This window comes from uncultured Corynebacterium sp. (assembly GCF_937999985.1).
GTDB lineage: Bacteria > Actinomycetota > Actinomycetes > Mycobacteriales > Mycobacteriaceae > Corynebacterium.
This window is the reverse complement of record NZ_CALLDG010000184.1, coordinates 1-23,241: the sequence shown is the minus strand read 5'-3', so window position 1 is coordinate 23,241 and position 23,241 is coordinate 1. Positions and strand designations below refer to the sequence as shown.

The window sequence follows — 23,241 nt, the reverse complement described above, 5'->3', positions numbered from 1 at the left end:
ACCTCCTACACTCCGAGGAGTTTCGCGAGCTCCTCAGCTGGCACCTTCGTAGTGCCGCCAATCTTCTTTCTGTCAACGCCGTCATCAACGCCGGGTCGTTTAATGGGCTTCGGGAACTTCCGGCCCCTCTGCCCGTCTGGTGTTCTCTGCCAAATCAGAATCCGCAGATAGTCCGCATTCAGGGCCAGCAGCTGCTCCTGCAGCCCCCACATCGCGTCCTCGCCAAGCTCCGCGCGGACAGACGCAGAACCCTGGTCAAGGCCTGAGACGAACGCCACGAGGTCGCCCCAGGTGTAATCGGGTGCTGGGAACCACCGCAGCCTCATCCCAGCGTTGATGAGGTCTGCTTCCAGCGCCCGCCGTTTCTCACTGTCCTCGAGCCTGTCAACCAGGCTTAGGATTCCCCCTGGGTGACGCCTGCGTCCTTCTGCCACTCCTCAACAAGCTTTTCGATGTCCTTCATGCCCATCGTGTCGATGACCGCCAGCGCCTTATCGTCAGCAGCGAGCTCGAACATCTGGAAAAACTGCTCCTCATCCGGCAGTTTGCGGAGCTTACGGATAACGCCGAACGGCAGCTGGTCGAACTTCGGCAGGGTGAACTTCTTGCCGTCGTACTCGTGGTGGAACTTTTCAAGAGCCATAGAACTGTCCTTTTTGTGTGCAGTGAAATGAGAGAAAAGAGGGGCGGTAACTTCCCTTTAGCGCGACCGCCCGGCGCGCTACCCAACTACTGGTCGCCAGTTGAAGGGTCAGTGTTCTCCTCAGTCGTTTCCGACGCGCCCGCGTCAGCTGGCGCTGCGGCGGTGGACTGAGTGGTGTAGACCTTGTTGCCCTTCTTATCGACAAACGCCTCCACAGTGACCTCAACCGACATGACAGCCGAGTGAGTCATCTGTAGCTCACCGGTTTCGATGATCTGGCCATCGGGGATGAACTTGTCGATTTTGGTGTCGCCGTCGAGTACCTGAATCATGAAGGACTTGTGCGGCAGAACCTTGGAGTTCTGCTTAACCTCGACCTTGCCGTCGGAGCCAACGGTGACGTTCTCATCGCCGTAGATGAGCTTCAGAACCTCGGGGTTACCGAGCTCGAAGAACGAGAATGCGAAGGTCTGGGTGTGGTCGTTCTGCAGGACACGCACGGTGTCGCCGCCCCACGCCTTGACCTTCTCAGTGTCGCGCTCATTGGCTTCGGTCACGCCGTCTTCGGAAATGAAGCCAACGTGAGTCCAGCCATCGGCCTTGAGGTCAGCGCCTGCCTTCGGGTACTGCGCCGGGTCCTCGATGAGGTCCTTGACCCACAGGCCGCCGGCAACGTCGGGGATACCGGCGAGAACATTCTTGGTATTTCCAAGTGCCATGGTTTTCTCCTTAAAAATGAGTAAAACCCCGACTGTGTTAGTCGAGGTTTGTTGCAATCATCAGCTGCCCGGAGAATTGGTACCGGGTCAGTTTTGAGGTTGGGTCAGGGAAGTTTGCGGGGCCGGCTGATTCTTTCCACCACCGCACCCATGCGTCTCCAACCATTGTTGTGCGCGCCGCGAATAAGGCTTCGCGTGCTTTGTTTGCCATGTTTGCCGCTTCTGCTGGGTCAGCCGCGTATGCCGCTACCGCGAGCATCGCAGCGTCGGTCACCAGGTTCGACATGATGCCGCCGACACGATTCACCCGGATATACGGTGCTGTGACGTCACGAGGTGGTGTCACATGCGCCCGGAATCCAGCGTCGCGGAGAATCTGTAGTGCGACTTTTTCCGCAGAACGAATAGCCACCGGTTATCGCCCCGCATCCAGTGCCTTGAGCAGCGTGTTGTTATCCGCTGTGTCCTTGGCCGCTTCATACGACTCGGTAATCACAGAGACGCGGTGACGGGTCTTACCCGAATAGGAGGACACCTCGTAGCCGGCGCCTGCAGCGTTGGCGATAGCGCGGCCACGGGCTTCCAAATCGGCTACTAGGTTGGCGTCTTTGCGCATCTCCGTAAAAGCGGAGTTGTGCAGCTTCACGCGCTTGACGTTGAACTTAAGATCCATCGCGGTCACCCACCTTTTTGAGTCTGACTTCTACGAGGCCGGGGCTGAACCACGGGTTGTTATCCCAATTGGACGGTTCACCAACCAGGGTGAACTCGCCGACACCAGGAAGGCGGACACGGTCACCGGCATGAATACGGGCTTCCACCGGGGCGTAGAGTGTGGCGTCCCACTCCACCTGATAGACGTGGCCATCTGGTCGGCCTTCCACGCGCCCGCCGACGTACCAACCAAAAACGGCGACAGTCTCCGGTGCTCCTGGCACCTCAACTTCATCGTCGAACTCGTTGACCTTCACTGCACGCCGCAGCACCTCGACGGCATACTCGCACTGGTACGGACTAGTCATCGCGCCCCCAACCACCAGCCAGGCCGGAGCGTTTCACCGCATGCCTCACACGGCGAGTTCACCGACCCCATCAGGTACGGGCAACCCTCGTAGTCACGCACGCACCGCGACGGCCTAGAGGCAATCGTGTCGATACCAAACGCCCCATCAGAATTCGAGGCCTTGCAGAGATCCTGCAGCTCCGTTATCTCCGATGGGAAAAACAGCGAGCGCCGCGACTGCCGGTTATCAAACGACAGGTTCTGCGCGAATGGCCCAGCCGACATTTGCCGCTGCGTGATACCACCGGAGCCAGACTCCGCCCAACGGAGAATCGCGCCACGAATAATCGCCGCTGCAGCATCAGCGAATGCGAATTCCTCATCGTCGATGCAGGGCGCTACACGCCTGGCGAGCGCCAAACCATCACGAATTAGGATCTCGGCCTGTTCGGTGGGGATGTCCTTGTTGAAAACGTGGATGTCCTCAACAGTGATGATGACTGGCATCACTTCCTCCTCCCCTAGCAGCAGAGCTGCTATTCAGTAGCTGTCTTCGAACGCGAAGTCCGCCGCGTGGTTTTCTTGGGCGCGTCGATACGCTCCCATGCGCCCTCCGAGAGCAGCTCCTGGCCGCGCTCATCACACACAGACACCTCGACGCCGTTCGCCTTGTTGACAAGCTTCATCGCTCTAGCCCTCGCTACCGAGCTCGTAAGCGACGAAAGCGTCCTTGTCGAGAATTGCCCAACCGAAGATAACCTCCGTCAGGAAAGCCACCGCGTTGCGGCGCTGCAGGTCACCATTGCCGAACGGGTCACCGTACTCGATGCGCTTGAGGGCAATATCCAGAGCGCGACCGAAACGCAGAGCATTCCAATCGCCACCGAACGCGCGAACCTTCGTGTCCGCAGATGCGTCCATCTGGCCAGACACCGAGCGGGACACAGCCACAGGCTGGCCTGCATAGTTAGTGACCTGGCCGCCCATTGGAATCTCGGGGTTCAGGCGACGGCCTTCCTTGTCGCGGGCATTGGCCAGCATGGACACCATGCGCGGATCCATAGCGAAGCCAGTGAAATCGCGGGCGGTGGAGCCGCCGACAACAAGGTCGTAGCCCTGCCACAGCTCCGAGTCCGCGGTCTCCGGAGTGCCGGCAACCTTGACCCGGTTAGTGGTCTGGTTAATGAACTCCGGATTACCAGACAGCGCGGCGCCGTCGGAGGCCTGGCGGCCATGAATGATTGCAAGGTCAATCTGGCGGGCAAGAGCAGCCGACAGTTCCTCGCTCATCATGTCCATAGTGTTCGCCGGGTTGGCCACCAGAGTCTCCATAGAAAACTCCAGGCCCACAACAGCCTTAATCGGCTTGATGGACTTCGCGCCAACCTCGAACTCGGAGTCCGGCTTGTTTCCCAGCTCGCCGACAATCGACGCGGACGGGCGCTTAGTCAGCACCGGGATGATGTTCTCACCCAGAATGACCGGGTGAGCCTTCGCCAGCGTCGGCACAATCGACTGTGCAGTCGCCGCGTTCCAAATCTCATCAGAGACACTACGGGGCAGCAGCGCGGAGCCGCCGTTTCCCCCAGTAAGAGTCTCTGCAGTCAGAGTAGCCATAATGCTACCTGTCCTTTCTGCCACACATGGTGGCCTAGTCTTGTTAGTTCAGGCCGAGGATTGCCCTGGCCTGCGAGTCACGATCAACGCCGCCACTTAAGCGACCGACCGACTCCACGACCGGAAGACTCGGCTTCGCCGACTCCCCCAGCCGCTTGTCCACGTATGCAGCAATAGCCGCCGCAGACTCCGCCATCGATTCGGCATCATCACCCGTAATCAACTCACCAGGAATGCCGTGCTTGGCTGCCAGCTCTGCGCGTGCCGCGGCAAGAACACTTGCCTGCTTTTCCGCCTCCAATGCCGCAATCCGCTCCTGGGCTTTTTGCAGCTCACTCTTGCCAGCTTCTTCAGCTTCCTTAGCGCGCTGCGCCAACGGGCGCAGCTCCTTGTTCTCCGTGCGATACTTCGCCGCCTCACGACGAACCTTGTCCAACGCGGACTTGTAATCCTCGATGGTCATTTCCTGCTTCTCTTCCGCGCCGTGATCCTCGCGAGCAGGTTCAGCCTGCGCCGGAGTATCTGGCGTGGAATCGGTGGTCTGCGCATCAGCGGCCGCTTCATTCGTAGACATAAATTTGTTTGCCCCTCCTGGGAGAAAAACACTTCGGGTACGCAAAAACCCCACAGAGCCCGCCAGGGGAATGTGGGGTCAATGCCGTGGCCATACAGGGAATTGCACCCTGCTCTACCCGTCTAGGTGGCCTGTTTATGGGATAAGAAAGCCCCGCTACCAACCTGGGTGTGGGGTCGCGGAAGGCCGAGGAATCGAACCCCGACGCCGTGACGTCCCATGCCGGTTTTCGAAACCGGTTGCCCACCACGGGCGGGGCCTTCCATGATGAAGCCCGGCGCGCCCCGTAGCGGGGCGGCCGGGCTGATTAGGGCGTGATTCTGATCAGGTCCAGTTCGGACCAAGGTCGATTACCGGGTCCATCGCGGCGAACTCGACAACAAGGTCGTGAGTAATGCCATCGCGCTCATCAGGATCGGCGTGAATGATCTCTTCATCAGTGCTCCAGATTTCGAGGAACCGGCGCTTCAGGTCACTTGGCACCTTTGCGCGTGCATCCACCAGGTCGTTGAGAAAAAGCTCGGGTGCGCTTCCTCCGGTGGTTTGACCGTAGGCGCCGTAGTGAGCGGCATCCCCCACTACGGCGTCGACTTCTTCGCAAAGCGCGTTGAAGCTATCCATCAATCCTCACCTCCGCTACGTTTCCATCGTTTCCCAGTGCTTGAATCCCGTCCCCTCGCTCCGGGTACAGAGTCACTATTTGATAACTATACTCGCTTAATCGGGGAGCGTCGGCTACTTCCACAGCTAGGTCGATTCGCCGCCCATGTGGGGCCACGACTTCCTTTCGAAGTGTTCGACCATAGCGACCACGTTCGGAAACGACATCGGGATCCTCGATGACTGCCTGCACGCCTTCAGGCCCCGAAAGCCACGAGATCAGTTCACTGTCACTCATCTTCGGGAAAAACGTCTTTGTCCTATCCCCGACTTCAGCGTCACCCCGCCGAATCGCTGCTTGCATATCGATCATGTGCTCATGCTTGTGTCCGCCTTGGATTCTCCTTCTTCTAATCTTCCACTGCATGACATGGTTGAGGGGAATAGATCGATCGAGTTTGCCAACGTCCTGCTTCCATCGCAATACCGCCTTGGCGTTTACATCTGTGGGCTTTCCGCCAGCTGCTGCACGCCGGCTGTTAATCAATTCGTCGAACTTGGCCTTGTTGCCTGCCTCCTTCCAGAGCTTTTCGAGGTCCCTGTTGATCTGCGGCAACTGAGAATCATCCTTGACTTCGATGCCCACGCATCGGCAGTTGTCATGGAACCTTGCCAGGCCGACGACCGTTTCGCGCGAGTATGCCGCCCCACGCGAGGCAAGCATCAAGCAAAACGTGCATGCCCCGGGTTCCGGGATTCGAGCGAACCCCGTTCCTGCTTTTAGAGTCGCGTGAATTTCTGTCTCGTGGGCAGGCTGTGCAACGAGACGCACTAACACACCATCTAGTTTTTCTCTTGCAACAGCAACCAAAGCTGGGTCAAAACTGCGCCGGTACTCCTTCGTAGCCCAATTGAAACCAGCACGCGCTTGCTCATACTCTGCCGGGTTAGCCACCTCGGGAAATTCCTCGCCAGCCAACGCTTCATCGAGCTGCCTGTTGAGAAACAGATGCTCGGCTGCAGCATACGCCGCCTGCTCTCCATACGTACGCTGAACGGCGTCGAAAGCCTCACGCATAGTGTCCATCCGCAACGGCGGAGCCATCCCATCAGTGTTTGCCCACCACCCGGCCAAGTCCTGTTGTGCCAACAGTTGCAGCTGCGCCATATAGTCGGCGTACTCATCATGCGTCGGCATCACACCACCCCCAAACGACTAAAGACCAGTGGAGTCACTACCAGATAGAAACGTGTCTAGATTTACACCGCTTCGAGCACGCGGCTGTGCTTCCATATCTCCACCGGAAGCCTGCACGGAACTAGCAATCAACGCTGCACGCTGCATCGCATCCCGTTTTGCAACCTCACGTTCCAACGAGCGCTGCTCCTCCGGAGTGAAACCAACACGATCCCAAATCACCCGAGAATTACCCGGCGCCAAACCCGCCTGCACAGCCTTGACCATCGCATCCATCGTCGCCCCAACCGTTGGTGTGGCCGGGTTGCCCCAGCGCGTACGCGACGCCTCAACATCAGCCACCGGCATACCGTCACGCCCGGCGCGCACCAGGCGGGAAACCTGCGACCAAGAGCGGCCAAACGATTTTTGGCGTCGCTCCGCGCGTTTGACCAGGCGTGCTTCCATCGCGCGGATAGCGTCGGCTGATGTTGCTTGGTCTCCTCGTAGGCCGAAGTAGTGTGACGGCAAGCCTGCTTCTGCTGCTGCGAGTTGCGCGAGTCCCTCGATTTGGTCGAGGAATGGTCCTGGTGGTTGTGGGTCGAATTCGCCGAGTTTTGGTTCGCGTTCATCGTCGCCGACTTCGCCGGTTGACCATACGCGCCCTGTAAGGATCTGCCAAGGATTCAGAGGTCGGCCGTCGGGGCCGACGAAATCATCAGAGCTCATGCCGATTGCGTAGCGCTGTGGTGCGGAGAAGAACTCGCGGTTGACGTCCATGGAAATCAGGGTGCGCACTGCTGCGTCTGCGTAGCGGCGTAGTGGCGCGGTTACTTCTGATTTGCCGCCGCGGTCGCCGATGCGGGCACGGTTGATAAATGGCACGATCTGTACTGCGCCGAGGTTGTTGCGCTTGCGGTCGGCAATCTCCCACGGGGAACCATGGCGTTCCCTGCGGGCCTTGACTACCTGGTCTGGTAGCCACAGGTCCACGCCGACGATGTCGCCGTTTTTGACCTCGCGGGTTAGTGCCGCGTCGAACAGTCGGGTGCGCGGGTTTAGTAGGCCTGTGGTGTTGTTTGCGTCGTGGCCACGAATGAGCTGCTCCGGTTCCCCCTCGCCGCCGCCGGTTACTGAGACGAATCCGATTCCGTAGATTAGCGTGTCGAGGTGAACCTGCCCGGACTCTTCATCCAGCGCGTTCGTTTCAAAAGCCTCGACCAAGTCATCATCGGCGTAGCCGAGGAAGTCCAGGCGTTCCTCGAGCACATCAACTGCTGTGCCAGCCCAACCGGAGACGGTCTTTAGCATCCGGCCGATATGCTCCGGAGTGGAGATGTTCAGCAGGTGTGCGGTGAACGAGCCGTCGTAGTACGACTCATGCTCACGGTTCGCCGCCGAGTGCGCCACAATCTGCGCCAGCATCGAATCCACCAGCGCCTTCTCCTCGCGGGAGAAAAAATCCGCTACCATACCGTCACCTTCCTTCTAGCCCTTGTTGGTTTCACCGGGCGCTTCGCTCTCGTGTATGTCCGTCCTGTGCATGCCAGCGTCGCTGCCACCAGTGGTGTGATGTCCGCGTCCGGGTTCGACCGGTTCCACGCCCATGCGTCACCAAGTTTTCGTTTCCTGGCAGCTGCAGCGGCAAGGTTCAGAGACGGCTGATCTAAATGCCGGAAATCATGCGACATCACAGCGTCGTAAAGCTGCGCCGTTGCTGCGGCCATGATGTTCGACCCGATGCGCGAGACTTTGATGCCCTCCGCTTCCAACGGGTCAATCAGCGAGCCAGCCGGCGACAACACATCGATGAGTACCGCGCGGGCTTCCTGTTTCTCCAAAATTGCCTTCAACCGCGGGATAACCCACTCAGGTGTGCCGCGGCGGTTTTCAATCACATCCGCCCACACATGACCATCAACAGTCATGCCGGCAGCCGCGATAGACGCCGAATCACGCGACGGAGCAATATCAATTGCTAACGCCACCGGCTCCCCATCATCAGACAAGTTCGGGTCAGCGCACGCCGTCCAGTCTTCAATCGGCAAGATTCGCGCGCTACGTTCCTGCTCCCACATACCAAGACGCTCGCGACGAAACGACGAATCCGCCATAGCTGCACGCTCCGCAGCGACAGTTTCGACACGCATACGCTTTCCAAGCGCCGGGTTCGCTTGGTACCACAGGTCGCGATCATCAGCGTCTATCTCGACATCGTCATCGGCGAGGACAGACCACTCTGCCCACCACAAAGTGTCATCTTCGTTAGAGTGCGCGGCGTCATGCATTCGCCGGAACACTTCACCGTTAATGTCTGTCGGGTCCGGCGGCGTGCCCGTCATGATGATTTGAGGGTCTCCGGCTGGCCCCGATGCGATCGTAGGCAGCAAAGCCTCTAGCGCTTCGTCCCGAAGCTCTTGCGCCTCATCAAGAACCAGAGTATCCACCGTGAAGCCACGCCCCGACGACTTTGACCTAGCGATAAACTCACACGAGCCACCGTTGGTGAGAATAATCTGCTCCTGGCCATTGACCTTACGGATATTCTTCACCAACTTCGCAAGCTCATCGTTCTCCTCGAAGAACGACGCCAAACGAATAAACGCCTTACGCGACGTTTTCACTTCGTGGCTTGTATGAATAATCCTCCGCCCGGACAAAACCATCTGCCCGAGCTCCAGAACCTCAAGGGCTCCGTTCTTACCATTCTGGCGAGGAACAGACAGCCCGGCGCGTTTAGCGACGAGGCGCCCGTCGTTGTCTCTTGCTGTGATGCCGGTGATGATGCCTTCTTGCCATTCGTCTGGGATAAGGCCACAGGCGCTGGCTAGGGCGATATAGTCTTCGCCGTCGTAGACGTCGGCTACGGGGGTTTTCGGCTTGGCGAGGAAGCTTGGCATTTGGCTACCCAGCCTCGGGGCGCTGGGCACGGCGTGCAGTGAGTTCGTCAAGGAAGCTTCCTCCCTTCTGCGAATCGGTGTCTGCGTCTTCTACTCGGTCGAGGACATCAATGAGGCGTGCTGACAGCGGGGCGATTGTTTTCGGGTCGGTCGCCTGGTCGATTTCCATCGCAAGGCGTAGGAGCAGTTCGTCCAGTACGTCTTGCTTGCTGTTGCGACGTACCGCGGTAGTGATGCGCCCGGCGCGAGGTATCTCTACGGGCGGTTGTGCCGTGGGGTTGGGCTTTCGGGCTTGTGGTTTTGGGTAGAGATCGGGGTGGCGCTGGCCGCGTTTTCTACATCGGCCTGAGCAGTAGAACCGTTGCCGCCCCGTCAGGGGTGTGGAGCAGACGATGCATGTAAGCCGCTGATTCATTGGCTGCTCCTTCGTTCTGTTTTTGTTAGGATGTCCCTACCTAGTCACACTTCATTTTCGCAGGTCAGGGGAGGTATCCAGGCAATGCAGTGCCCCTTTTGCTTCCGTGATTGGGACAGGGTTCCCTCCCCAGGGGCTTCACATGCGCTACCAGTTTCTAACGTGCCTTGGCTTCACCTTTGCTGCCCGGTGCCCTTTGGCTCCCTCCGCTTGGTTGCAGCACAGGTGCATTGGCTGGAGGGGGCCGAGGTTATGGCCGCCGGCGGCTACTGGGGTGATGTGGTCAGCCGTCGCGCTGAATGGATCTGGGAACTTCAGTGTCTTGTCGATAGGCAGACCGCAGCGGGCGCAGACGAGACCGTCGCCGGCTAGTAAGCGAGCTCTTTTTGCTCGGTAGTGAATGTTTCCAGTTCTGGACATTGGGAATCCCTTCCCGGCTGTGCCACTGGCAAGGAGAGCCGCATACAAGAAAATGCCCTCAAACCTAAGTCCGGTTTAAGAGCATGCGCTTCAGTCAAGCGTAGCTTAGCACACGGACTGTAAACCGCAGGTCACGAAGTTCTACCCTGTCGACCGCGTGTCGTCGCCACACTGATGTGCTGCGACTGCGCGCATGCAGTCTGCGATGTCGAAGAGTTCCACGCCTTCATCGCTCAGCGTCGTTGGAAGCTCACCTTGCCTCGCCCACTTCCTCAACGACGTGTGACTGACACGCACACCCAGCACCGCAAGAGCATCGGCAACCTGACGCGCAGAACCCTGCTGCGGAATCTCCCGCCGCGCTACCGGCTCAGGTGGACTCACTCTATCGCCTATCACCCGCCGATGATGCTCAACCTCGACGAGCACACCATCAGCCCACGAACGCTCCGCGACATCATGCACACGATCATGAAGCCAACGAGCCACGTACTCAAGGCGTCGACTGGTCGGTGGCCGGCACTGCACCTCGTAGGCCAGCGCCTGCGCCCAGTCCCACAGACACAACTCCGCCGCGTGCTCCACATCCAGCAAGTACACCGGTAGCGGCGGGCGAGCCCCCCGGGCACTCGGGGGACGACCCCCATTGACCCCGGAGGCAGGCGGAGAGGGGACCATCATCTCAGCGAGAGCGGGGGCCATAGATTCAATCGCGGACAATGCACGACCAAGCTGCTCAACCTGGTCTGGCGACAACGGTGGCATAAGGCTCCAATCAACAAGCCACAACAAAAAGAACTAGAGAACCAACAAAGGTAAAGGGGGTGGAAAGAAAGAGAGGGGGGAGGATATTTAAAAGCCCTCCCGACCCGTCCCGACCCGACCCGTCCCGACCCGTCCCGACCCGACCCGTCCCGACCCGGTGCCAGCCCGACAACTACTCCCCTTGTCGAACGGTTTTTTCGTCGACGGGAAAGTTTTTGGGTACGACAAAGGCCGCGTCGTCAAAAGCGCGTAGGCTCTCTTGGACGCACCGCATGCTCGTTTGTTTTTCGCCCCTCCTATCGCGGGGCGTGTACTCGAAAACTAGTTGCGGCGGCGTCGGCGACGGCGACGTGCGAAAGGCTCCGCTCCTTTGGCGGGACCGGCATCGCGCACGTGCGATGCCTTACGGCCCTGCGGCGCACCTCCCGCATGGTGTGCGGGGAGTGCCGGAAGCGACTGGACAACATTGACTTGAATAGTCTCGGCTGGCTGCCGAGAACTCCCTTTGGCGGCTCTACCCTCAGACTCAACCTGGCCATGGGAATCAGTATTGGGGAACTGCGGCTTGCCGGGCTCCTGGCTTGGGCCCGCGGCCGGGGACGTAGCGCGTACCGTTTTTTCTTCCTGAGAAGGGGTCACTGCCCGACTGGCTGTCGGGTTGTCCTGGGCCTCAACCTTGTCCGCAATAAGTGGATTCGGGAGTCCCTCCTTCTTGCACCAGCGCGCAACGAATCCCTCCCAGCGGGAGAGTTTCTTGCGCAGCTCCGGGCCATACATTGGAGACTCTGGTGGGTCGAGGAGCGGAAGTTCCTCCTCGGCGCGTTCGCCTAATTCATGCCGCAGCTGATTACAGCCACGGCATGCCGTCACATAATTGTCTGGGGTCGTCGGCGCATCGATGTCACGGTGGTCGTACTCACGGCCACGATCGGACTTCTTATCGCCCCAGACCACTTCATCACCGCAGTACCGGCACTGGTCTCCATCACGGAGCATGACCGGCACCTGCAACCCAGCACGGTTCTGATCGTTGCGGCGTTTCGTTGCCTTCGACTTCGCATCAGAGCGGATGACATGAACAAACGATTCACGCTCAACGAGCACGAATTGCCGCTCACCTTCAGACTCCACCTCGGTGATAATCCCGATAGTGATCAGATCCTGAAGTACAGGCTCCACCCGGCTAATGCCGATATGCCGGACGGCTGCACCATAGGTGATTTTGTAATCCGTCCACTGCTGCGCAGAATGCGTAAACAACGCTGACGCCGCGCCTTTGAGTTCACTGACCAGACGGTCATCGCCACGTTCGGCTGCCAGCTCATAGGCTCGCATCCACTCCGGGGCCTCGTTGAAAGTATCGCTGACCCTTACCCATGCCATGGTGCATCACTCCCGGACCGGGGCTGCCCAGCAGAAATATGGGAAGCGGTACCAATCATTCTTCGAACTCCAAATCAAAAACAGGCGCGGTAACAAAATGAACCAACACAATTGCTTACGGATCTCTACAACAAGGCACTGGTAGCGCCACAGCTAATCCTCGCTTTCCTCGTGATAACCGGCTTGGTCATCACCTTCATCAGACGGATAAGGCCACATGGTGTTCGCAGAAACAGTGCGGGACAGCACCCGGTACCGCACAGGCAAGCCATATGTGCGGGCCCGCAGACTGCACGCCTGGTGCACATCTTGTGCCTGTTCTGCGCTCATCCATGTCACCCCAGCGACGCGCAATGAATTCCATGTGTATCCGCCATCTGTTGACGCCACCACACAGAACTGCCTGACGGCCTTGTTATTGCTTACGCCGCTGTCACGCATCAAGAAACCTTCCCCGTTACTGCCGGCCGTTGCGCCCACTGACACGCAGACAGCAACTGCGCTGCCGTCCGACGAGCCTCGTCGACAGAGACGAACTCAATGTCCCCCAGGCGAACCCGGGGGCTACCACAGGCGACCACACACCGAGAAGCCTCAACATCGCCGAACTGTGCGATATCACGGTCGTAGGGCCCCCACCCCATGAGTAGCAATGCTCAATGAACAGCTTGTCCGGCCGCACGAGCTGTACCTCCACCTCGCGGGCGTACTCGTTCGCAGTACTGACAGCGTCTTCCCACGAGCCACACCACGCGACGCTACCGGTATCGTCCTCAACAACCCACGGCAACAAACTGCTTCCCGTCTTCTTCACCTGGAGCGTCATGGCTACGCCACTCCTCCCAGTGGACGAGCGTTGACGACAATGCACTTGGCCGGCGCATCCTCCTGCAACTCGGGCGTCTCAGGCTCCCTGTGGTCTTGGTTCTGGTCTTCTGCGTCACTGTCAATCTTCTTGGTGGTCATCGCGTATCTCCTGTCCATCAATGGTTAATTGCCCTGGAATCTCAGTGCGGGCGGGGCGCTTACGAGGGCCAAGGAATCGGTAAATCTGAATTTGGCGTCGCGTTTGCTGCTGCTCCCACCAACGCTGCGCAGCTGATTCATCTGATGTCATCTAGCTGTCGCTTTATAGTTCTTCGTCATCTCATTAAGCCGTCTGCGCTCACGCGCAACACGTCGCTGTTGCATGCGCTGTTTCTCCCGCTCAGGCATGCCCGCTCGCCGTTTACCATGAGCACCAGCGCACACATGCCGCTGGAACAGCAAATACCCCTGAGACCGCTTCCGCAGAGCTTCTTCCGCACTGAGGAACACAGCAGCACCATGTACGATCTGCACGTTCCCATCTGGATCAGACGATGCATCAAGGGCAAGTCGATGCCCCAATGGTGTGCACGCCCACCGGATAGGGAAACCGCAGTGCCTACAAACCCTTTGGCGTGGCATTTTTCCTCCTCATGTTTGACTACTATCGGCTGCTTAGTGCTTTTCGCCGCAGTGGACAATCCGCAACACGTGGGCTTCGACCTTCATCTGGAAAATCAGCCATCTTCTGCGCATCATGCTGATTTCAGCCCCTCCATACGCTGCTTGACGACGGGAACTGCTGCCCACGCTTTCTGCGCCGATAGGCCATCCCTTTTTCGGCACCATGCAATCGCTTCCCGAAGGCTGGCTCCTAATGACGTGAAGTGCAGGAGATCTAGCGCGGTAGCTTCCACATCAGAGAGCGCAAACTCAACCTGCGCCATCGCATTAACATCAGCCATAGCGACAGCTGCAGTACCGGAAATGATTGCTTCCACTGCGTGACAGCCCACCTGAGCTGACTCAGCGATATGTTCTACTGACATTCCCAGTTCTATGAGCTCGAGAACATGCCCCCGAGCATCAAGCCGGCACACCTCATAATCCCCTGGCGGAACTTCCCCAATACCCACCGCGGTCTTCAAAGCGTCTTGTAGCGAATTACAGATCACGGCCGGCGGAATCCCTGCCATTGCTACCTGCCAGCGACCGTCCGAGATTCGGCGGGCGCACCGTGGCCTATCTTTCTGGTTCACCTTGCACCTCACTTGCGATGTGCTCGATGAACTCCTCAAGCTGGCGCATAACGCGCTTGTCATCCTTATTGAAAGTGACCAGGTTCTCCAAGGCCCCTCTGGTGATGAACTGCTGCCCATCCCCATGCCGGCCTAACCGCCGAGGCAGCGTTGCCGGAAACCTCAGACTACGAGGCATCTCTGACATCACATCACCGAACGACACCTCGAAATCGATCGTGGCCGGTTTCCTGCCACCTCGGGGCACCGGGACTACTACGAGCACCCACCGATTCTTCGGTGAGCGAACCCTACGAAGCTGTTTCATGTCATGCCTCCGGCCAATACCGGGTCGCAGAGACGCCACTGTTCTTCTTTTTCATCTGGAGAACACGCTCAATGCTTTTGACAGACTTTGAAATAAAGACCGCCGTGCACAACCAAAAAATTGTTGTGATTGTCCAAATGATTGGCACAAAATTGAAATTGTCGTAGCCGGTAATGATGACCATTGCAAAAGAGGATGCGGCAAGAATCAGCGACATTGCCCATTGCAATTTGTTCCTGGTGTTGACGTGATCCAGCAAATCGTAGGCGTCGCGCCACATTGAGCGGCTGAACTTAACGTTTGGATTACTCATTTATGCTGCCTCCCGTGGATCGCTCGGGAACCCAACAGTCATAACGCGATCAACTTCGCAGCTGAAGATGCGCCAGTGCTGGCGACTCCCAGGAGTCTTCGGCATCGTGCGAAGGCGTCCCGCCTGGCACCAGCGATAGACGCGTTGAACATCTATGCCGAATTCGTCGGCGAACTCGCGCGGCGTCAGAGTTCTCCGTCTGGCGATCATGGTTCCCTCCGTAGACTGTGTATGCTTCATGGCAGTGTTCCTTTCAACACTTTCGGCCTGTCCCTGGTGCTAGCGGGGGCGGGCCCTTTTTATTTGGTTTGTGAGGCGCGCAGCCAAACCGCCGTGCGAAAGGCCCACGGCATTGTGGCTGGCTTGCGGCGACCGATTCTCATATCGCCTACGCGCCAGTGCCCGGCAGAGGAATCGAACCCCTGAGTAACCATTCGGGCTATATTTATTTATCTGCCTTTATGCTGGTAGTCATGGATATCGCAGCAATAGTTAGTAATGTCATCGCGGTTGCTTCTGCCGTATTCGCCGGGTGGCAAGCACTCGAAGCCAGAAAATCCCGTAGAACTGCGGAGCTCTCTCAGAAAGAGGCTGCGGAGAGTTCTGATCGAGCAGCTCGAAGTGCCGAGATTGCTGCTGAAGCCCAACGGAAACTCGCCGAAGCGCAACAAGTCATGTCTGATATCGCCAAAAGGCAGGAGTCGGCGAACCGGCGAAATATTCGGCTCGAACACTCGAACAGAAAGCTCTATGTAGTTGTCAATGACACTGGTGAGACGATCACCAATGTTGAAGTGCGTCCGACCCGCGAGGATCAAGAGCGTTTTATGCGTGATGGAACTGCTGAACGACTCGAGCACGGTGACCGCGTCGAGGTGCTGCTCCCGTTTAGCGGGATATACAAGCTCCATTGGGTCGACTCTGACGGCGATAAGCAGACCAAGTCAGTCAATGTGCCTACTTCAGACGCTTGATGTAAATCGCGGCTGCGAGTGCAATGAGCGCGCACACAATGTTGATAATTAGCGAGACAGTTCCCATTTCTTCTCCTCCTTTTCGTTTCTTATTTCGTCAATTTGCTGGTGTCCGACCAAGGGACTGCTCTGGGTGCCCATGGATGAAGAGGAGTGCGACACCTATCTGCGAGCTCCAACACTTCGACAACGGTGCCGACTGCCCGGTAAGGAATCGCCACTGATGTGTCGTTGTCCGTATTCGTGATTGTGATTTCGCTTTCGTTGGCGTCGATTCTCGTGTTTCCTATTGCTGCTTTTAATTCCACGTGTGCTCCCCTTTGCTGATCTGTTTTGTTGACGCAGTTGGATTAGTGTCAGCCGTTACGATTTGTCCATGAGTGAAAACGAATTCAGGCGCCTCGTAGCTCGAGTAGAGCGAGCGGCTTCGCACCGCCACGAGCTGTGGAGTCTTGGTGCCGAACATCTGAAGGCGAACCCGATTGAGCGCCGGGTTGTAAGCAACGGCGATATCCGTTCCTTTCGCCTCCATACGACCGCACCTGTGCCAACCGAGCTGTCCCTCATCTTCGGAGAGTGGCTGTACCAACTTCGTGCCGCCCTCGACGGGCTGATGTACGAAATCGTTGTCCGAGAAACCAAGTTGGACCCTCCGCCACATGCCGGCCGGATTTCCTACCCGTTGTGTAGATCTGCCGACGCTTTCGTCTCGTGCAATACCTATGGAGTTTCCGATAGGATTCGCCGAGCTATTGAACGCACGCAGCCCTATCACGCCACCGGAGGATTCAGCGGAAGTGCGCTGTGGTGGATTCATGAACTCGCTCGAATTGACCGCCATCGACGGGGACATTGCCTCGTGTGGCGCATCATCGAGCTGCAGGTCAATTCCAACAGCCCGGCCATCGACACCTCGCGCTGTGGTGTATGCAATCAGTTCGAGGCTTTCATCCGGGGTGATGAGGAGTTGGAAGCCGCGTGGATCGCGCTCCGCCGCGGCATCGAACTCAACTCGGATGACGGAGTAGATATCACTTGGCGTCTCCAATTCGATGTAGCCGACTGGGTCCAGCGAATTCCCCGTAGCTACGGCGTTTGGAGCCTCGATGACCGAATGGCCAACGCAGAGATGTATCTCAGTAAGACCATCGAGTTGTTCGAGCATCTCTTCATCGTTGATGACGAGATACTGGCTTAGGCCACTGTCATGGAGTCTGGTTAACATTCGTTGACGCAGTTGGCCTCTAGCGTTGGCTAAATCCATGTACTTCATCGCTGCTTCCTCCTTTCGCTTGTCGACGGTTGCCCTGCCCAGCACCTTCCCCAGCACTGGGCAGCTATTCAGTTGGATAAACTTCCTGCTCAGGGGACGCTTCCCCGGAAGGGAGGTGATTTCCGATGGAGAATCCAGATAGCCGCCCACACGGTTACAGCAATGAAGACGTAGAGTTTGCTCTTCGTCAGGCTGGGCTGAATGATTCGGCTGATTTGGTTGTTCTGCTTGCGAAGGTTCGGGATGAATCCGTTAAGCAGAGTGAGACCAATCCAGCCGGGGTCTTTTTCAGCCACGTTGACCGTTCGCTTCAAGAAGTCGTCCACACGATTGCTGGATTGGAGCGACGTATCGCATGGCTTGAACGGCAGGTCGGCGAACATCCTGTCGACTAGGTCACTGTCCCATCGCGTCGACTGCGGTACTCGCAGCATTCGCGCGGTGGGACATTCCTTTTTGTTCTCGCACATCTCTATTTCCTCCTTTCGTTTGTCGACGGTTGTTGCCTGGCACCTTCCCCAGTGCCCGGCGCGGCTTTTCTTATGCCGCGATTGGCTCGCAGTATCCAGCGATGAAATCGCCGTCGCCTTGCAATGTTGCGATGTGTAGCGCCATTCGGGCGGTGACTGGAGCGCCTGCGCGCATATCTTCCAGTCGGTCTACGGTCGTTCCGAGTGCTGCTGCGAGTTGTTCTTCGGTCTGTAGGCGTCGAGTGCGCATGATGTGGTCTAGTACGCCTGGGCGAACCCGAAAGCGTGGTGCCGAGATGGTGTCCATCATGGGTTTCCCTCCTCTGAAAGTTTCTTTCCAGCGCTTCCCCGCACCGGTGATTTCATTATGTAGTCAATTGCCACGCCTTGCAAGCTCGTAGTTACACCCACTCCCCCGTAGTCACCCCCTTACAGGCTCTTCTGCTGCAGATATTGCGACTGACTACACTTTGCAATACCCTCAAGTCATGGACTTTAACGAATGGCTTTTAGAGCTAATCGGCGACGACTCACAGCGCACTGCATCAGCCAAATCAGGAATGGCTGAATCCACACTCTCCCGACAACTATCGCGCGGCAGTCTTCGCCCCGAGATGGTGATAGCGCTGTGCCGCGGCTACAACCGCTCCCCCGTCACCGGACTAATCCAAACCGGATACCTCAACGAATGGGAAACAGACGGCGTAGGAATCCCCTTCGCACTACGCAAAGCGAGCAACCAGCAATTGCTCGACGAGATCATACGTCGCTCCGACCCGGAAGCACTGTACCTATTCGGAGACCCCACCGGCGAAGCCATCGACTACGAAAACGTAGACGCACCCGTCACCAACCTCGACGCACACCGTTCGAACACCCAATCCGCCCCGGCTGATACACATCTGGACTACGTCGCGAAGCGCGGCACCCCAGAACCAGAGGAGGGCGATGACGATTACGGAGACGGAGCTTGAACAACTCGCCGAATCCATGGGAATCACCGTGGAAGACGACTACCGCAGGTCGCTTCGCCCTGGTGATCTCGGCGGATACATCCACCACCGCCAGACAATCCTGCTCGACCCCACACTGGGCTCCATAAACAGGCGGTGCACCCTAGCCCACGAGTTGGCACACGCCATCAGGGGCGATACTCCAACCGGTAACCCGCATTTCGATGCCAGAGCAGAACGCGCAGCCGACCAATTAGCAGCCGAACTTCTCATTTCTCACGCCGAATACGCCACAGCGGAAGCGATCTACGGGCCACACCCCGGGGCTATCGCCCGTGAACTCGGCGTCACTACCCACCTACTCGCTGTCTGGCGAGACACATACGAAAGACAGAAACAATTAAGTCGACAGTTCACCGAAGTCAACGGCGGCAACGTCGACGAACTGTGAGACTCATGAAGCAATAAGGCGTTTCGGAATTAAATGTTTCATACTTGAGAAAACTATAACCTACCGGTGTATAATATCCCCATAATTGAAACATCGGAGGTTTATCCATGCGTCCCAACCGTGAACAGCTTCTCGAGCTTCTCGGCCCCATCTACCAGCCTTTCCAAGATGCCCTTACCTACGCCTGCGGAGTAGCGGCCCGCAATACCCCGTTACGACCGCTTGACTCCGACCGGAAACAGCTCCTCTCAGCGATGGTGCGCGCAATCGTATTCGATTACTTTCGAGCGAACCCTATCCACGGCTTCGAACTCGACGAGCAAGCCCACAAGAACATGAACCCAGTGGTTCTACGAGAGACCACCTCCGGAATGGAAATTCGCCTCATCCGACTAACCAGCATCAACCAACGAGCTACAACGCCACAGATCCCCGGACTGGCCCAAGACCCTACGATAGCCGACGTCGAAGGCCTATTCCCTATCGACAGCACAGACCCAGGCACCGTCGGAATCGCATGGCGCACCCCGAAATTCGACCAGGACCTGAACCCAATCGGACCCATCGAACTGACAGCCGTCCGAACCCAACCCGGAACCAAGCTCCGAGAAGGCAAAGCTGACTTCATGGCGCCGCTACATGGCCCAGAGCACCTCATAATCCCAGAAGCAGCATTCGACCCGAACGACTACGACTACGACTTCACACTAGAAAACCAGGAAGATGCAGAATAAAGGTTCTCGCCTCCGAGATTTGCGACAACTTCGAGGCATGACACAAAAAGACTTCGCTGAGCAGCTCCAGATTCCTCAGCCATTCCTGTCTGCCGTTGAACGCGGACGAAAGCCTGCGGACTCTACTGCAATGAAGGCGTGCTACGTCTTTGGGGTCTCTCCAAAATTCTTCGCTGCTCCCCCCGTCGAATACGGCTCCGGTTCACTAAACTTCCGCACAAAGAAAATCCCTGCGTATGTCCAAGACGCAGCCCGCGTAACATTCGCGGAACTTGAGCGAAACGCATTCGCCCACTACTCGACTATCCCGCCTATCGACCTGGCTTACCCCAACCTCGAGGACAGGTCTACAGCCCTCCCAATTGAACAGATCGAGGAGATTGCTCAACAGACACGGCGAACCCTCAACCTCCCCAGCGACGGCCCCGTACCAAACGTCACCCGAGCACTCGAGAGAGCAGGCATACCCGTCATCACGCTAGAAAACACCCTCGTTGACCTCTCCAGCATTGACGGCCTATCCAGCCCCACCCTCACCGCTGAAGGCCGCGGCGCCATCGCAACTACAGAAAAAACAGACGGCGGCCGAGTTCGATTCACCCGCGCACACGAACTCGGCCACCTAGTCATGCACACTCAAATCCGGCCAGGCTCCGAGAAAGTACGAGAAGCCGAAGCCAACCTCTTCGCCGGAGCGTTCCTCATGCCGAAAACAGCCGCAGAGAAACACCTCTCCCCGCACCTCACGCTCGAAGGGTACGCACAAGTAAAAGCAAAATACGCAGTCTCAATCCAAGCACTAATCCGACGTGCAAAAGAACTCAAAATCATCACACCAGAGCGCTACCGCTCCTTAAGTATCCAACTCAGTTCACGCGGCTGGAGAACTAACGAACCCGTCAGAATCGCAGTCGAACGCACAGCAGAGATACCTACCACCGACGAGATACTCCCCGCCCTTTCCCCTGCACCGGATGAACCCAAAACAGGCAAGGAAGCCGATGTCATTCAACTTTTTGATACCGACTAACCACCCTGCTTCAGCCCCATGTCTCTGTTACGAATTTCAGGACTGGATACCAGGACACGGCAACACCCCTAATTGTGCGAAACCAGAACAGGCGGTACTATCGCCAGTGTGAGCCAGGGTTGAGCGCAAGCAAGAATACCCAGGGCAGCAACTCCAGGGATCCAGTGCGGAAGCACTTGGGTCCCTGTGCTTTTTTAGATGGAGGAAGACGAATCCATGCTACTCGCGTACATCGATGAAATCGGAAGCACAGGGGCCTTCATTCACCCTGGGCACCGACGCTTCAGCGACAGTCCAGCCTTCGGCTATGGGGGATTTATCATCCCAGAGGAAAACGCTCGAGAACTAGGCGCATACTTCGCAGAACGCAAAAAAGAGTTCTTCCGCAACGAGATTCCATCCGACACAGACCCCGGCCGCTGGGAGAAAAAGGGCTCCGATCTCCTCTACGCATTAGTTGCCGAAGAACGCCCACAGAATCTACGCCTCCTCGGAACGCTCATGAAGAAGCTCCGGCAGCTCAACGGCAACCTCTTCTACTACGCAGAAGAAAAGCCAACCGGAAGTCCTAAAGAAACAAATTGCGGCCAAACAGAGTTCAAAGAACGTGAGGAAACAGCGATGCGCGAAACCCTTAACCGCATCGCACGCCATGCCGACGACCACGATTCAAACGTCCTCGTCATGATGGACCAAATCAACGAAAAATCCCGAATTCAACGGTTACCAACCATGTATGCCCATATCCTAGGCAGGGCATCCGACTATCGGGAAATGCGACGCATCGTTGAACCACCTATGCATATCGACAGCGAGTTGTCGACCAATATTCAATTCGCCGATTGGATTTGCGCGCTTGCCAAACGAGCAATTGAGTACCAGCTCGTCCAAGATTCCCGCTACCACTGGGTACCCAAATCACAGCCATTAAAAGCAGCTCGCGGGTTATTCACCTACGAGTCAAAACTACGTCTACACCAAAGAGCCATCGACGATCTCAACCACTCTCAAATTCTCAACTCAGAGCGACCGTTGTTTGAAGCAATTCAAGGCAGTCCATTAACCCAAGAAAACATGGAAAAACTAGAACGAGTGCGAGCTGCAACTTTCCGAAATCAAAAACGGGCGCTGCCCAACACCAATTAGACAGCGCCCGCTTATGCAAAACCCCCATAATAAACAGCTCGACTTGTTTGAAATGGGATACACGAGGAGTCTACACCATGGCATCAATCGGCCCATACAAGACCAAAAGCGGGCGACGCTGGGAAGTCCAATGGACCCGCCCCGATGGCCGACGTACCCGCAAACGCGGCTTCCCAACCAAAGCGGAAGCCCAAGCCTGGATAGAAGACCAAGGCGTCGCACAAAGAAAAGGCACATGGGTAGATCCCGCTCTGTCCAACATCCCCCTATCCGAGCTATGGGATCCATGGATAGCAATCAAGAAAATGCGCCACGGTACCTCAACATGGAAGCCACTAGACTCTGCCTGGCGCACCCACGTCAAACCCCGCTGGGGATTAACGTCTATTAGTCAAATCACCACCGAGCAACTACAGACCTGGATAGTAGACCTGTCTGAGAATAGATCCGTCACTATCGTCGAACGCTGCCTAGGTGTTATCCGCGGGTTGCTCGATCTTGCCGTCACCAACAAACGCCTCAGTATAAATCCGGCTACTGCCGTGCACTGCCCGGCGCGGAAGCGGCCGAAGCAGGTGTTCTTGTCTTTGGAGCAGTTGGAGGCTCTGGCGTCGAAGTGCTCGGACGATAAGAAGGCGTTGGTTTGGTTGTTGGGCACGTCTGGTTGCCGTTGGGGCGAGGCTGTGGGTTTGACGGTTGGTGATGTGAATCCTTTGCGGGGCCGTATTTCGGTGACTAAGTCCGCGTCGACTGTCGGTGGCCGGGTTGTGGTTGGAGCGACTAAGGGGCGTCGTGATCGTGTGATTGCTGCGACGCCGGCCGTTTTTGAGCTTTTGGTTCCGCTGATGGCTGGGAAGAGTCCTGATTGCCTGTTGTGGGAGAAGCGTGGTGGTGGGCATTTGACTACGCCGTCGAAGCGATCGTGGTGGCATTCTGCTGTGGATGCGTGTGTTGCTGAGGACAGTAGTTTTCCTTCTTTTCTTACCCCCCATGATTTGAGGCATACTGCGGCGTCGTTGCTTATCTCTAATGGGGCTTCTGTAAAGGTCGTTCAGGCTCAGCTTGGGCACGCGAGTGCGAAGGAGACGCTGGATATTTACTCTGGTCTTTTTGACGAAGATCTTGACTCAGTGATTGATGCTATTGGTCGTGCGCAGCGTGCTGCTGGGTCCCGAAGAAAGAACAAGGGTGAGCCAAAAATGAGCCAAAAAGCCGACTAAACTTCTATATCCTGCATATATACGGTCGTGCCAGAGGTTCGATTCCTCTCTGGGGCGCATCATAAAGATCCGCTCTCACCTCTCGTTT

Annotated in this window: 30 protein-coding genes and 1 tRNA gene; 10 read left to right on the top strand and 21 right to left on the bottom strand. The window is 57.2% G+C overall.

Translation table 11 applies throughout. The features are described 5' to 3' along the window. Positions 1 to 5 precede the first annotated feature (5 nt). The 15 genes from Q0331_RS08730 to Q0331_RS08660 all read right to left on the bottom strand — a co-directional run bounded on the left by Q0331_RS08730 (position 6) and on the right by Q0331_RS08660 (position 9,402). Positions 6 to 434: a DUF5361 domain-containing protein gene (locus Q0331_RS08730; protein WP_298075980.1), complete on the bottom strand. Its 429-nt coding sequence runs from the start codon at positions 432 to 434 to the stop codon at positions 6 to 8. Beyond that, positions 395 to 643 carry a hypothetical protein gene (locus tag Q0331_RS08725; protein ID WP_298075979.1) on the bottom strand — a complete coding sequence of 83 codons (249 nt, stop codon included), beginning with the start codon at positions 641 to 643 and terminating at the stop codon, positions 395 to 397. Before Q0331_RS08725 ends, Q0331_RS08730 begins: the two co-directional genes overlap by 40 nt. Before the next feature lie 86 nt (positions 644 to 729). Next, complete coding sequence (locus Q0331_RS08720; RefSeq protein WP_298075978.1) at positions 730 to 1,362, bottom strand: hypothetical protein; 633 nt, start codon at positions 1,360 to 1,362, stop codon at positions 730 to 732. Between the two features lie 37 nt (positions 1,363 to 1,399). Beyond that, the gene (locus tag Q0331_RS08715; protein WP_048731098.1) at positions 1,400 to 1,774 is read right to left on the bottom strand and encodes a DUF3168 domain-containing protein; all 375 of its coding nucleotides are present in this window, start codon (positions 1,772 to 1,774) and stop codon (positions 1,400 to 1,402) included. A gap of 3 nt (positions 1,775 to 1,777) precedes the next feature. Beyond that, positions 1,778 to 2,035, bottom strand: coding sequence for a hypothetical protein (locus tag Q0331_RS08710; protein WP_298075977.1), 258 nt, complete (start codon positions 2,033 to 2,035; stop codon positions 1,778 to 1,780). Further along, positions 2,025 to 2,384 carry a hypothetical protein gene (locus Q0331_RS08705; protein WP_298075976.1) on the bottom strand — a complete coding sequence of 120 codons (360 nt, stop codon included), beginning with the start codon at positions 2,382 to 2,384 and terminating at the stop codon, positions 2,025 to 2,027. Before Q0331_RS08705 ends, Q0331_RS08710 begins: the two co-directional genes overlap by 11 nt. Next, a complete protein-coding gene (locus Q0331_RS08700; protein WP_298075975.1) occupies positions 2,381 to 2,872 on the bottom strand; it encodes a hypothetical protein in 492 nt (163 codons plus the stop codon). The genes Q0331_RS08705 and Q0331_RS08700 overlap by 4 nt, the downstream gene beginning before the upstream one ends. A 183-nt stretch (positions 2,873 to 3,055) precedes the next feature. Continuing rightward, positions 3,056 to 3,982, bottom strand: a complete 927-nt coding sequence (locus Q0331_RS08695) for a phage major capsid protein (RefSeq protein ID WP_115598620.1) — start codon at positions 3,980 to 3,982, stop codon at positions 3,056 to 3,058. Positions 3,983 to 4,025: 43 nt separating this feature from the next. Next, positions 4,026 to 4,556: a DUF4355 domain-containing protein gene (locus Q0331_RS08690; RefSeq protein WP_298075974.1), complete on the bottom strand. Its 531-nt coding sequence runs from the start codon at positions 4,554 to 4,556 to the stop codon at positions 4,026 to 4,028. Between the two features lie 179 nt (positions 4,557 to 4,735). Beyond that, positions 4,736 to 4,820 (bottom strand) — tRNA-Ser (locus Q0331_RS08685). Between the two features lie 60 nt (positions 4,821 to 4,880). Continuing rightward, positions 4,881 to 5,177, bottom strand: coding sequence for a hypothetical protein (locus tag Q0331_RS08680; protein ID WP_298075973.1), 297 nt, complete (start codon positions 5,175 to 5,177; stop codon positions 4,881 to 4,883). After that, complete coding sequence (locus Q0331_RS08675) at positions 5,170 to 6,354, bottom strand: hypothetical protein (protein WP_298075972.1); 1,185 nt, start codon at positions 6,352 to 6,354, stop codon at positions 5,170 to 5,172. The genes Q0331_RS08680 and Q0331_RS08675 overlap by 8 nt, the downstream gene beginning before the upstream one ends. Positions 6,355 to 6,372: 18 nt before the next feature. Continuing rightward, positions 6,373 to 7,806, bottom strand: coding sequence for a phage portal protein (locus Q0331_RS08670; RefSeq protein WP_298075971.1), 1,434 nt, complete (start codon positions 7,804 to 7,806; stop codon positions 6,373 to 6,375). Then, positions 7,800 to 9,233 (bottom strand): terminase TerL endonuclease subunit, encoded by a 1,434-nt coding sequence (locus Q0331_RS08665; protein WP_298075970.1) that lies wholly within the window; start codon positions 9,231 to 9,233, stop codon positions 7,800 to 7,802. Before Q0331_RS08665 ends, Q0331_RS08670 begins: the two co-directional genes overlap by 7 nt. Positions 9,234 to 9,237: 4 nt before the next feature. Next, on the bottom strand, positions 9,238 to 9,402 hold the full coding sequence (locus tag Q0331_RS08660; protein WP_168165350.1) for a hypothetical protein: 165 nt from the start codon (positions 9,400 to 9,402) through the stop codon (positions 9,238 to 9,240). A 456-nt stretch (positions 9,403 to 9,858) separates the two neighbouring features. Between Q0331_RS08660 and Q0331_RS08655 the strand changes: the two genes are divergently transcribed. Both Q0331_RS08655 and Q0331_RS08650 read left to right on the top strand, forming a co-directional pair. After that, positions 9,859 to 10,020: a hypothetical protein gene (locus Q0331_RS08655; protein WP_298075969.1), complete on the top strand. Its 162-nt coding sequence runs from the start codon at positions 9,859 to 9,861 to the stop codon at positions 10,018 to 10,020. Positions 10,021 to 10,350: 330 nt separating this feature from the next. Then, positions 10,351 to 10,674 carry a hypothetical protein gene (locus tag Q0331_RS08650; RefSeq protein ID WP_298075968.1) on the top strand — a complete coding sequence of 108 codons (324 nt, stop codon included), beginning with the start codon at positions 10,351 to 10,353 and terminating at the stop codon, positions 10,672 to 10,674. A gap of 480 nt (positions 10,675 to 11,154) precedes the next feature. On the opposite strand, the gene Q0331_RS08645 is transcribed toward Q0331_RS08650, so the two are convergent. The 5 genes from Q0331_RS08645 to Q0331_RS10830 form a co-directional block, all read right to left on the bottom strand. Next, positions 11,155 to 12,216 carry an HNH endonuclease gene (locus tag Q0331_RS08645; RefSeq protein WP_298075967.1) on the bottom strand — a complete coding sequence of 354 codons (1,062 nt, stop codon included), beginning with the start codon at positions 12,214 to 12,216 and terminating at the stop codon, positions 11,155 to 11,157. An 828-nt stretch (positions 12,217 to 13,044) separates the two neighbouring features. Then, positions 13,045 to 13,182 (bottom strand): hypothetical protein, encoded by a 138-nt coding sequence (locus Q0331_RS08640; protein ID WP_168165349.1) that lies wholly within the window; start codon positions 13,180 to 13,182, stop codon positions 13,045 to 13,047. Between the two features lie 596 nt (positions 13,183 to 13,778). After that, a complete protein-coding gene (locus Q0331_RS08635) occupies positions 13,779 to 14,024 on the bottom strand; it encodes a hypothetical protein (protein ID WP_298075966.1) in 246 nt (81 codons plus the stop codon). Positions 14,025 to 14,590: 566 nt separating this feature from the next. Then, positions 14,591 to 14,902, bottom strand: coding sequence for a hypothetical protein (locus Q0331_RS08630; protein WP_053412732.1), 312 nt, complete (start codon positions 14,900 to 14,902; stop codon positions 14,591 to 14,593). Beyond that, positions 14,903 to 15,112: a helix-turn-helix domain-containing protein gene (locus tag Q0331_RS10830; protein WP_141762828.1), complete on the bottom strand. Its 210-nt coding sequence runs from the start codon at positions 15,110 to 15,112 to the stop codon at positions 14,903 to 14,905. 263 nt (positions 15,113 to 15,375) lie between these two features. On the opposite strand from Q0331_RS10830, the gene Q0331_RS08625 reads away from it, so the two are divergent. Further along, positions 15,376 to 15,876 carry a hypothetical protein gene (locus Q0331_RS08625; RefSeq protein ID WP_298075965.1) on the top strand — a complete coding sequence of 167 codons (501 nt, stop codon included), beginning with the start codon at positions 15,376 to 15,378 and terminating at the stop codon, positions 15,874 to 15,876. Positions 15,877 to 16,174: 298 nt separating this feature from the next. Here Q0331_RS08625 and Q0331_RS08620 read toward each other — a convergent pair whose 3' ends face one another. Next, positions 16,175 to 17,149, bottom strand: coding sequence for a hypothetical protein (locus Q0331_RS08620; RefSeq protein WP_298075964.1), 975 nt, complete (start codon positions 17,147 to 17,149; stop codon positions 16,175 to 16,177). A gap of 125 nt (positions 17,150 to 17,274) precedes the next feature. Between Q0331_RS08620 and Q0331_RS08615 the strand changes: the two genes are divergently transcribed. From Q0331_RS08615 to Q0331_RS08585, 7 genes are all read left to right on the top strand, one after another. After that, positions 17,275 to 17,544 (top strand): hypothetical protein, encoded by a 270-nt coding sequence (locus Q0331_RS08615; protein ID WP_298075963.1) that lies wholly within the window; start codon positions 17,275 to 17,277, stop codon positions 17,542 to 17,544. 635 nt (positions 17,545 to 18,179) lie between these two features. Beyond that, the gene (locus Q0331_RS08610) at positions 18,180 to 18,593 is read left to right on the top strand and encodes a hypothetical protein (RefSeq protein WP_298075962.1); all 414 of its coding nucleotides are present in this window, start codon (positions 18,180 to 18,182) and stop codon (positions 18,591 to 18,593) included. Next, complete coding sequence (locus tag Q0331_RS08605) at positions 18,568 to 19,023, top strand: ImmA/IrrE family metallo-endopeptidase (protein ID WP_298075961.1); 456 nt, start codon at positions 18,568 to 18,570, stop codon at positions 19,021 to 19,023. The genes Q0331_RS08610 and Q0331_RS08605 overlap by 26 nt, the downstream gene beginning before the upstream one ends. 254 nt (positions 19,024 to 19,277) lie before the next feature. Continuing rightward, positions 19,278 to 19,757: a hypothetical protein gene (locus Q0331_RS08600; RefSeq protein ID WP_298075960.1), complete on the top strand. Its 480-nt coding sequence runs from the start codon at positions 19,278 to 19,280 to the stop codon at positions 19,755 to 19,757. Further along, entirely contained in the window at positions 19,747 to 20,787 is a 1,041-nt protein-coding gene (locus Q0331_RS08595) for an XRE family transcriptional regulator (protein ID WP_298075959.1), read from the top strand. The genes Q0331_RS08600 and Q0331_RS08595 overlap by 11 nt, the downstream gene beginning before the upstream one ends. A 216-nt stretch (positions 20,788 to 21,003) precedes the next feature. Then, the gene (locus Q0331_RS08590) at positions 21,004 to 21,933 is read left to right on the top strand and encodes a DUF3800 domain-containing protein (protein ID WP_367274978.1); all 930 of its coding nucleotides are present in this window, start codon (positions 21,004 to 21,006) and stop codon (positions 21,931 to 21,933) included. Between the two features lie 77 nt (positions 21,934 to 22,010). Then, the gene (locus Q0331_RS08585; protein ID WP_298075957.1) at positions 22,011 to 23,153 is read left to right on the top strand and encodes a site-specific integrase; all 1,143 of its coding nucleotides are present in this window, start codon (positions 22,011 to 22,013) and stop codon (positions 23,151 to 23,153) included. The last annotated feature ends 88 nt before the right edge of the window (positions 23,154 to 23,241 follow it).

What these genes read in the sequence shown, in the direction of transcription:
- Q0331_RS08725 (WP_298075979.1), bottom strand. Translation starts at nt 643, where the DNA reads ATGGCTCTTGAAAAGTTCCACCACGAGTACGACGGCAAGAAGTTCACC.
- Q0331_RS08720 (WP_298075978.1), bottom strand. Translation starts at nt 1,362, where the DNA reads ATGGCACTTGGAAATACCAAGAATGTTCTCGCCGGTATCCCCGACGTT.
- Q0331_RS08710 (WP_298075977.1), bottom strand. Translation starts at nt 2,035, where the DNA reads ATGGATCTTAAGTTCAACGTCAAGCGCGTGAAGCTGCACAACTCCGCT.
- Q0331_RS08705 (WP_298075976.1), bottom strand. Translation starts at nt 2,384, where the DNA reads ATGACTAGTCCGTACCAGTGCGAGTATGCCGTCGAGGTGCTGCGGCGT.
- Q0331_RS08700 (WP_298075975.1), bottom strand. Translation starts at nt 2,872, where the DNA reads ATGCCAGTCATCATCACTGTTGAGGACATCCACGTTTTCAACAAGGAC.
- Q0331_RS08695 (WP_115598620.1), bottom strand. Translation starts at nt 3,982, where the DNA reads ATGGCTACTCTGACTGCAGAGACTCTTACTGGGGGAAACGGCGGCTCC.
- Q0331_RS08690 (WP_298075974.1), bottom strand. Translation starts at nt 4,556, where the DNA reads ATGTCTACGAATGAAGCGGCCGCTGATGCGCAGACCACCGATTCCACG.
- Q0331_RS08680 (WP_298075973.1), bottom strand. Translation starts at nt 5,177, where the DNA reads ATGGATAGCTTCAACGCGCTTTGCGAAGAAGTCGACGCCGTAGTGGGG.
- Q0331_RS08675 (WP_298075972.1), bottom strand. Translation starts at nt 6,354, where the DNA reads ATGCCGACGCATGATGAGTACGCCGACTATATGGCGCAGCTGCAACTG.
- Q0331_RS08670 (WP_298075971.1), bottom strand. Translation starts at nt 7,806, where the DNA reads ATGGTAGCGGATTTTTTCTCCCGCGAGGAGAAGGCGCTGGTGGATTCG.
- Q0331_RS08665 (WP_298075970.1), bottom strand. Translation starts at nt 9,233, where the DNA reads ATGCCAAGCTTCCTCGCCAAGCCGAAAACCCCCGTAGCCGACGTCTAC.
- Q0331_RS08660 (WP_168165350.1), bottom strand. Translation starts at nt 9,402, where the DNA reads ATGGAAATCGACCAGGCGACCGACCCGAAAACAATCGCCCCGCTGTCA.
- Q0331_RS08645 (WP_298075967.1), bottom strand. Translation starts at nt 12,216, where the DNA reads ATGGCATGGGTAAGGGTCAGCGATACTTTCAACGAGGCCCCGGAGTGG.
- Q0331_RS08640 (WP_168165349.1), bottom strand. Translation starts at nt 13,182, where the DNA reads ATGACCACCAAGAAGATTGACAGTGACGCAGAAGACCAGAACCAAGAC.
- Q0331_RS08630 (WP_053412732.1), bottom strand. Translation starts at nt 14,902, where the DNA reads ATGAGTAATCCAAACGTTAAGTTCAGCCGCTCAATGTGGCGCGACGCC.
- Q0331_RS10830 (WP_141762828.1), bottom strand. Translation starts at nt 15,112, where the DNA reads ATGATCGCCAGACGGAGAACTCTGACGCCGCGCGAGTTCGCCGACGAA.
- Q0331_RS08625 (WP_298075965.1), top strand. Translation starts at nt 15,376, where the DNA reads ATGGATATCGCAGCAATAGTTAGTAATGTCATCGCGGTTGCTTCTGCC.
- Q0331_RS08620 (WP_298075964.1), bottom strand. Translation starts at nt 17,149, where the DNA reads ATGAAGTACATGGATTTAGCCAACGCTAGAGGCCAACTGCGTCAACGA.
- Q0331_RS08615 (WP_298075963.1), top strand. Translation starts at nt 17,275, where the DNA reads ATGGAGAATCCAGATAGCCGCCCACACGGTTACAGCAATGAAGACGTA.
- Q0331_RS08610 (WP_298075962.1), top strand. Translation starts at nt 18,180, where the DNA reads ATGGCTGAATCCACACTCTCCCGACAACTATCGCGCGGCAGTCTTCGC.
- Q0331_RS08605 (WP_298075961.1), top strand. Translation starts at nt 18,568, where the DNA reads ATGACGATTACGGAGACGGAGCTTGAACAACTCGCCGAATCCATGGGA.
- Q0331_RS08600 (WP_298075960.1), top strand. Translation starts at nt 19,278, where the DNA reads ATGGTGCGCGCAATCGTATTCGATTACTTTCGAGCGAACCCTATCCAC.
- Q0331_RS08595 (WP_298075959.1), top strand. Translation starts at nt 19,747, where the DNA reads ATGCAGAATAAAGGTTCTCGCCTCCGAGATTTGCGACAACTTCGAGGC.
- Q0331_RS08590 (WP_367274978.1), top strand. Translation starts at nt 21,004, where the DNA reads ATGCTACTCGCGTACATCGATGAAATCGGAAGCACAGGGGCCTTCATT.
- Q0331_RS08585 (WP_298075957.1), top strand. Translation starts at nt 22,011, where the DNA reads ATGGCATCAATCGGCCCATACAAGACCAAAAGCGGGCGACGCTGGGAA.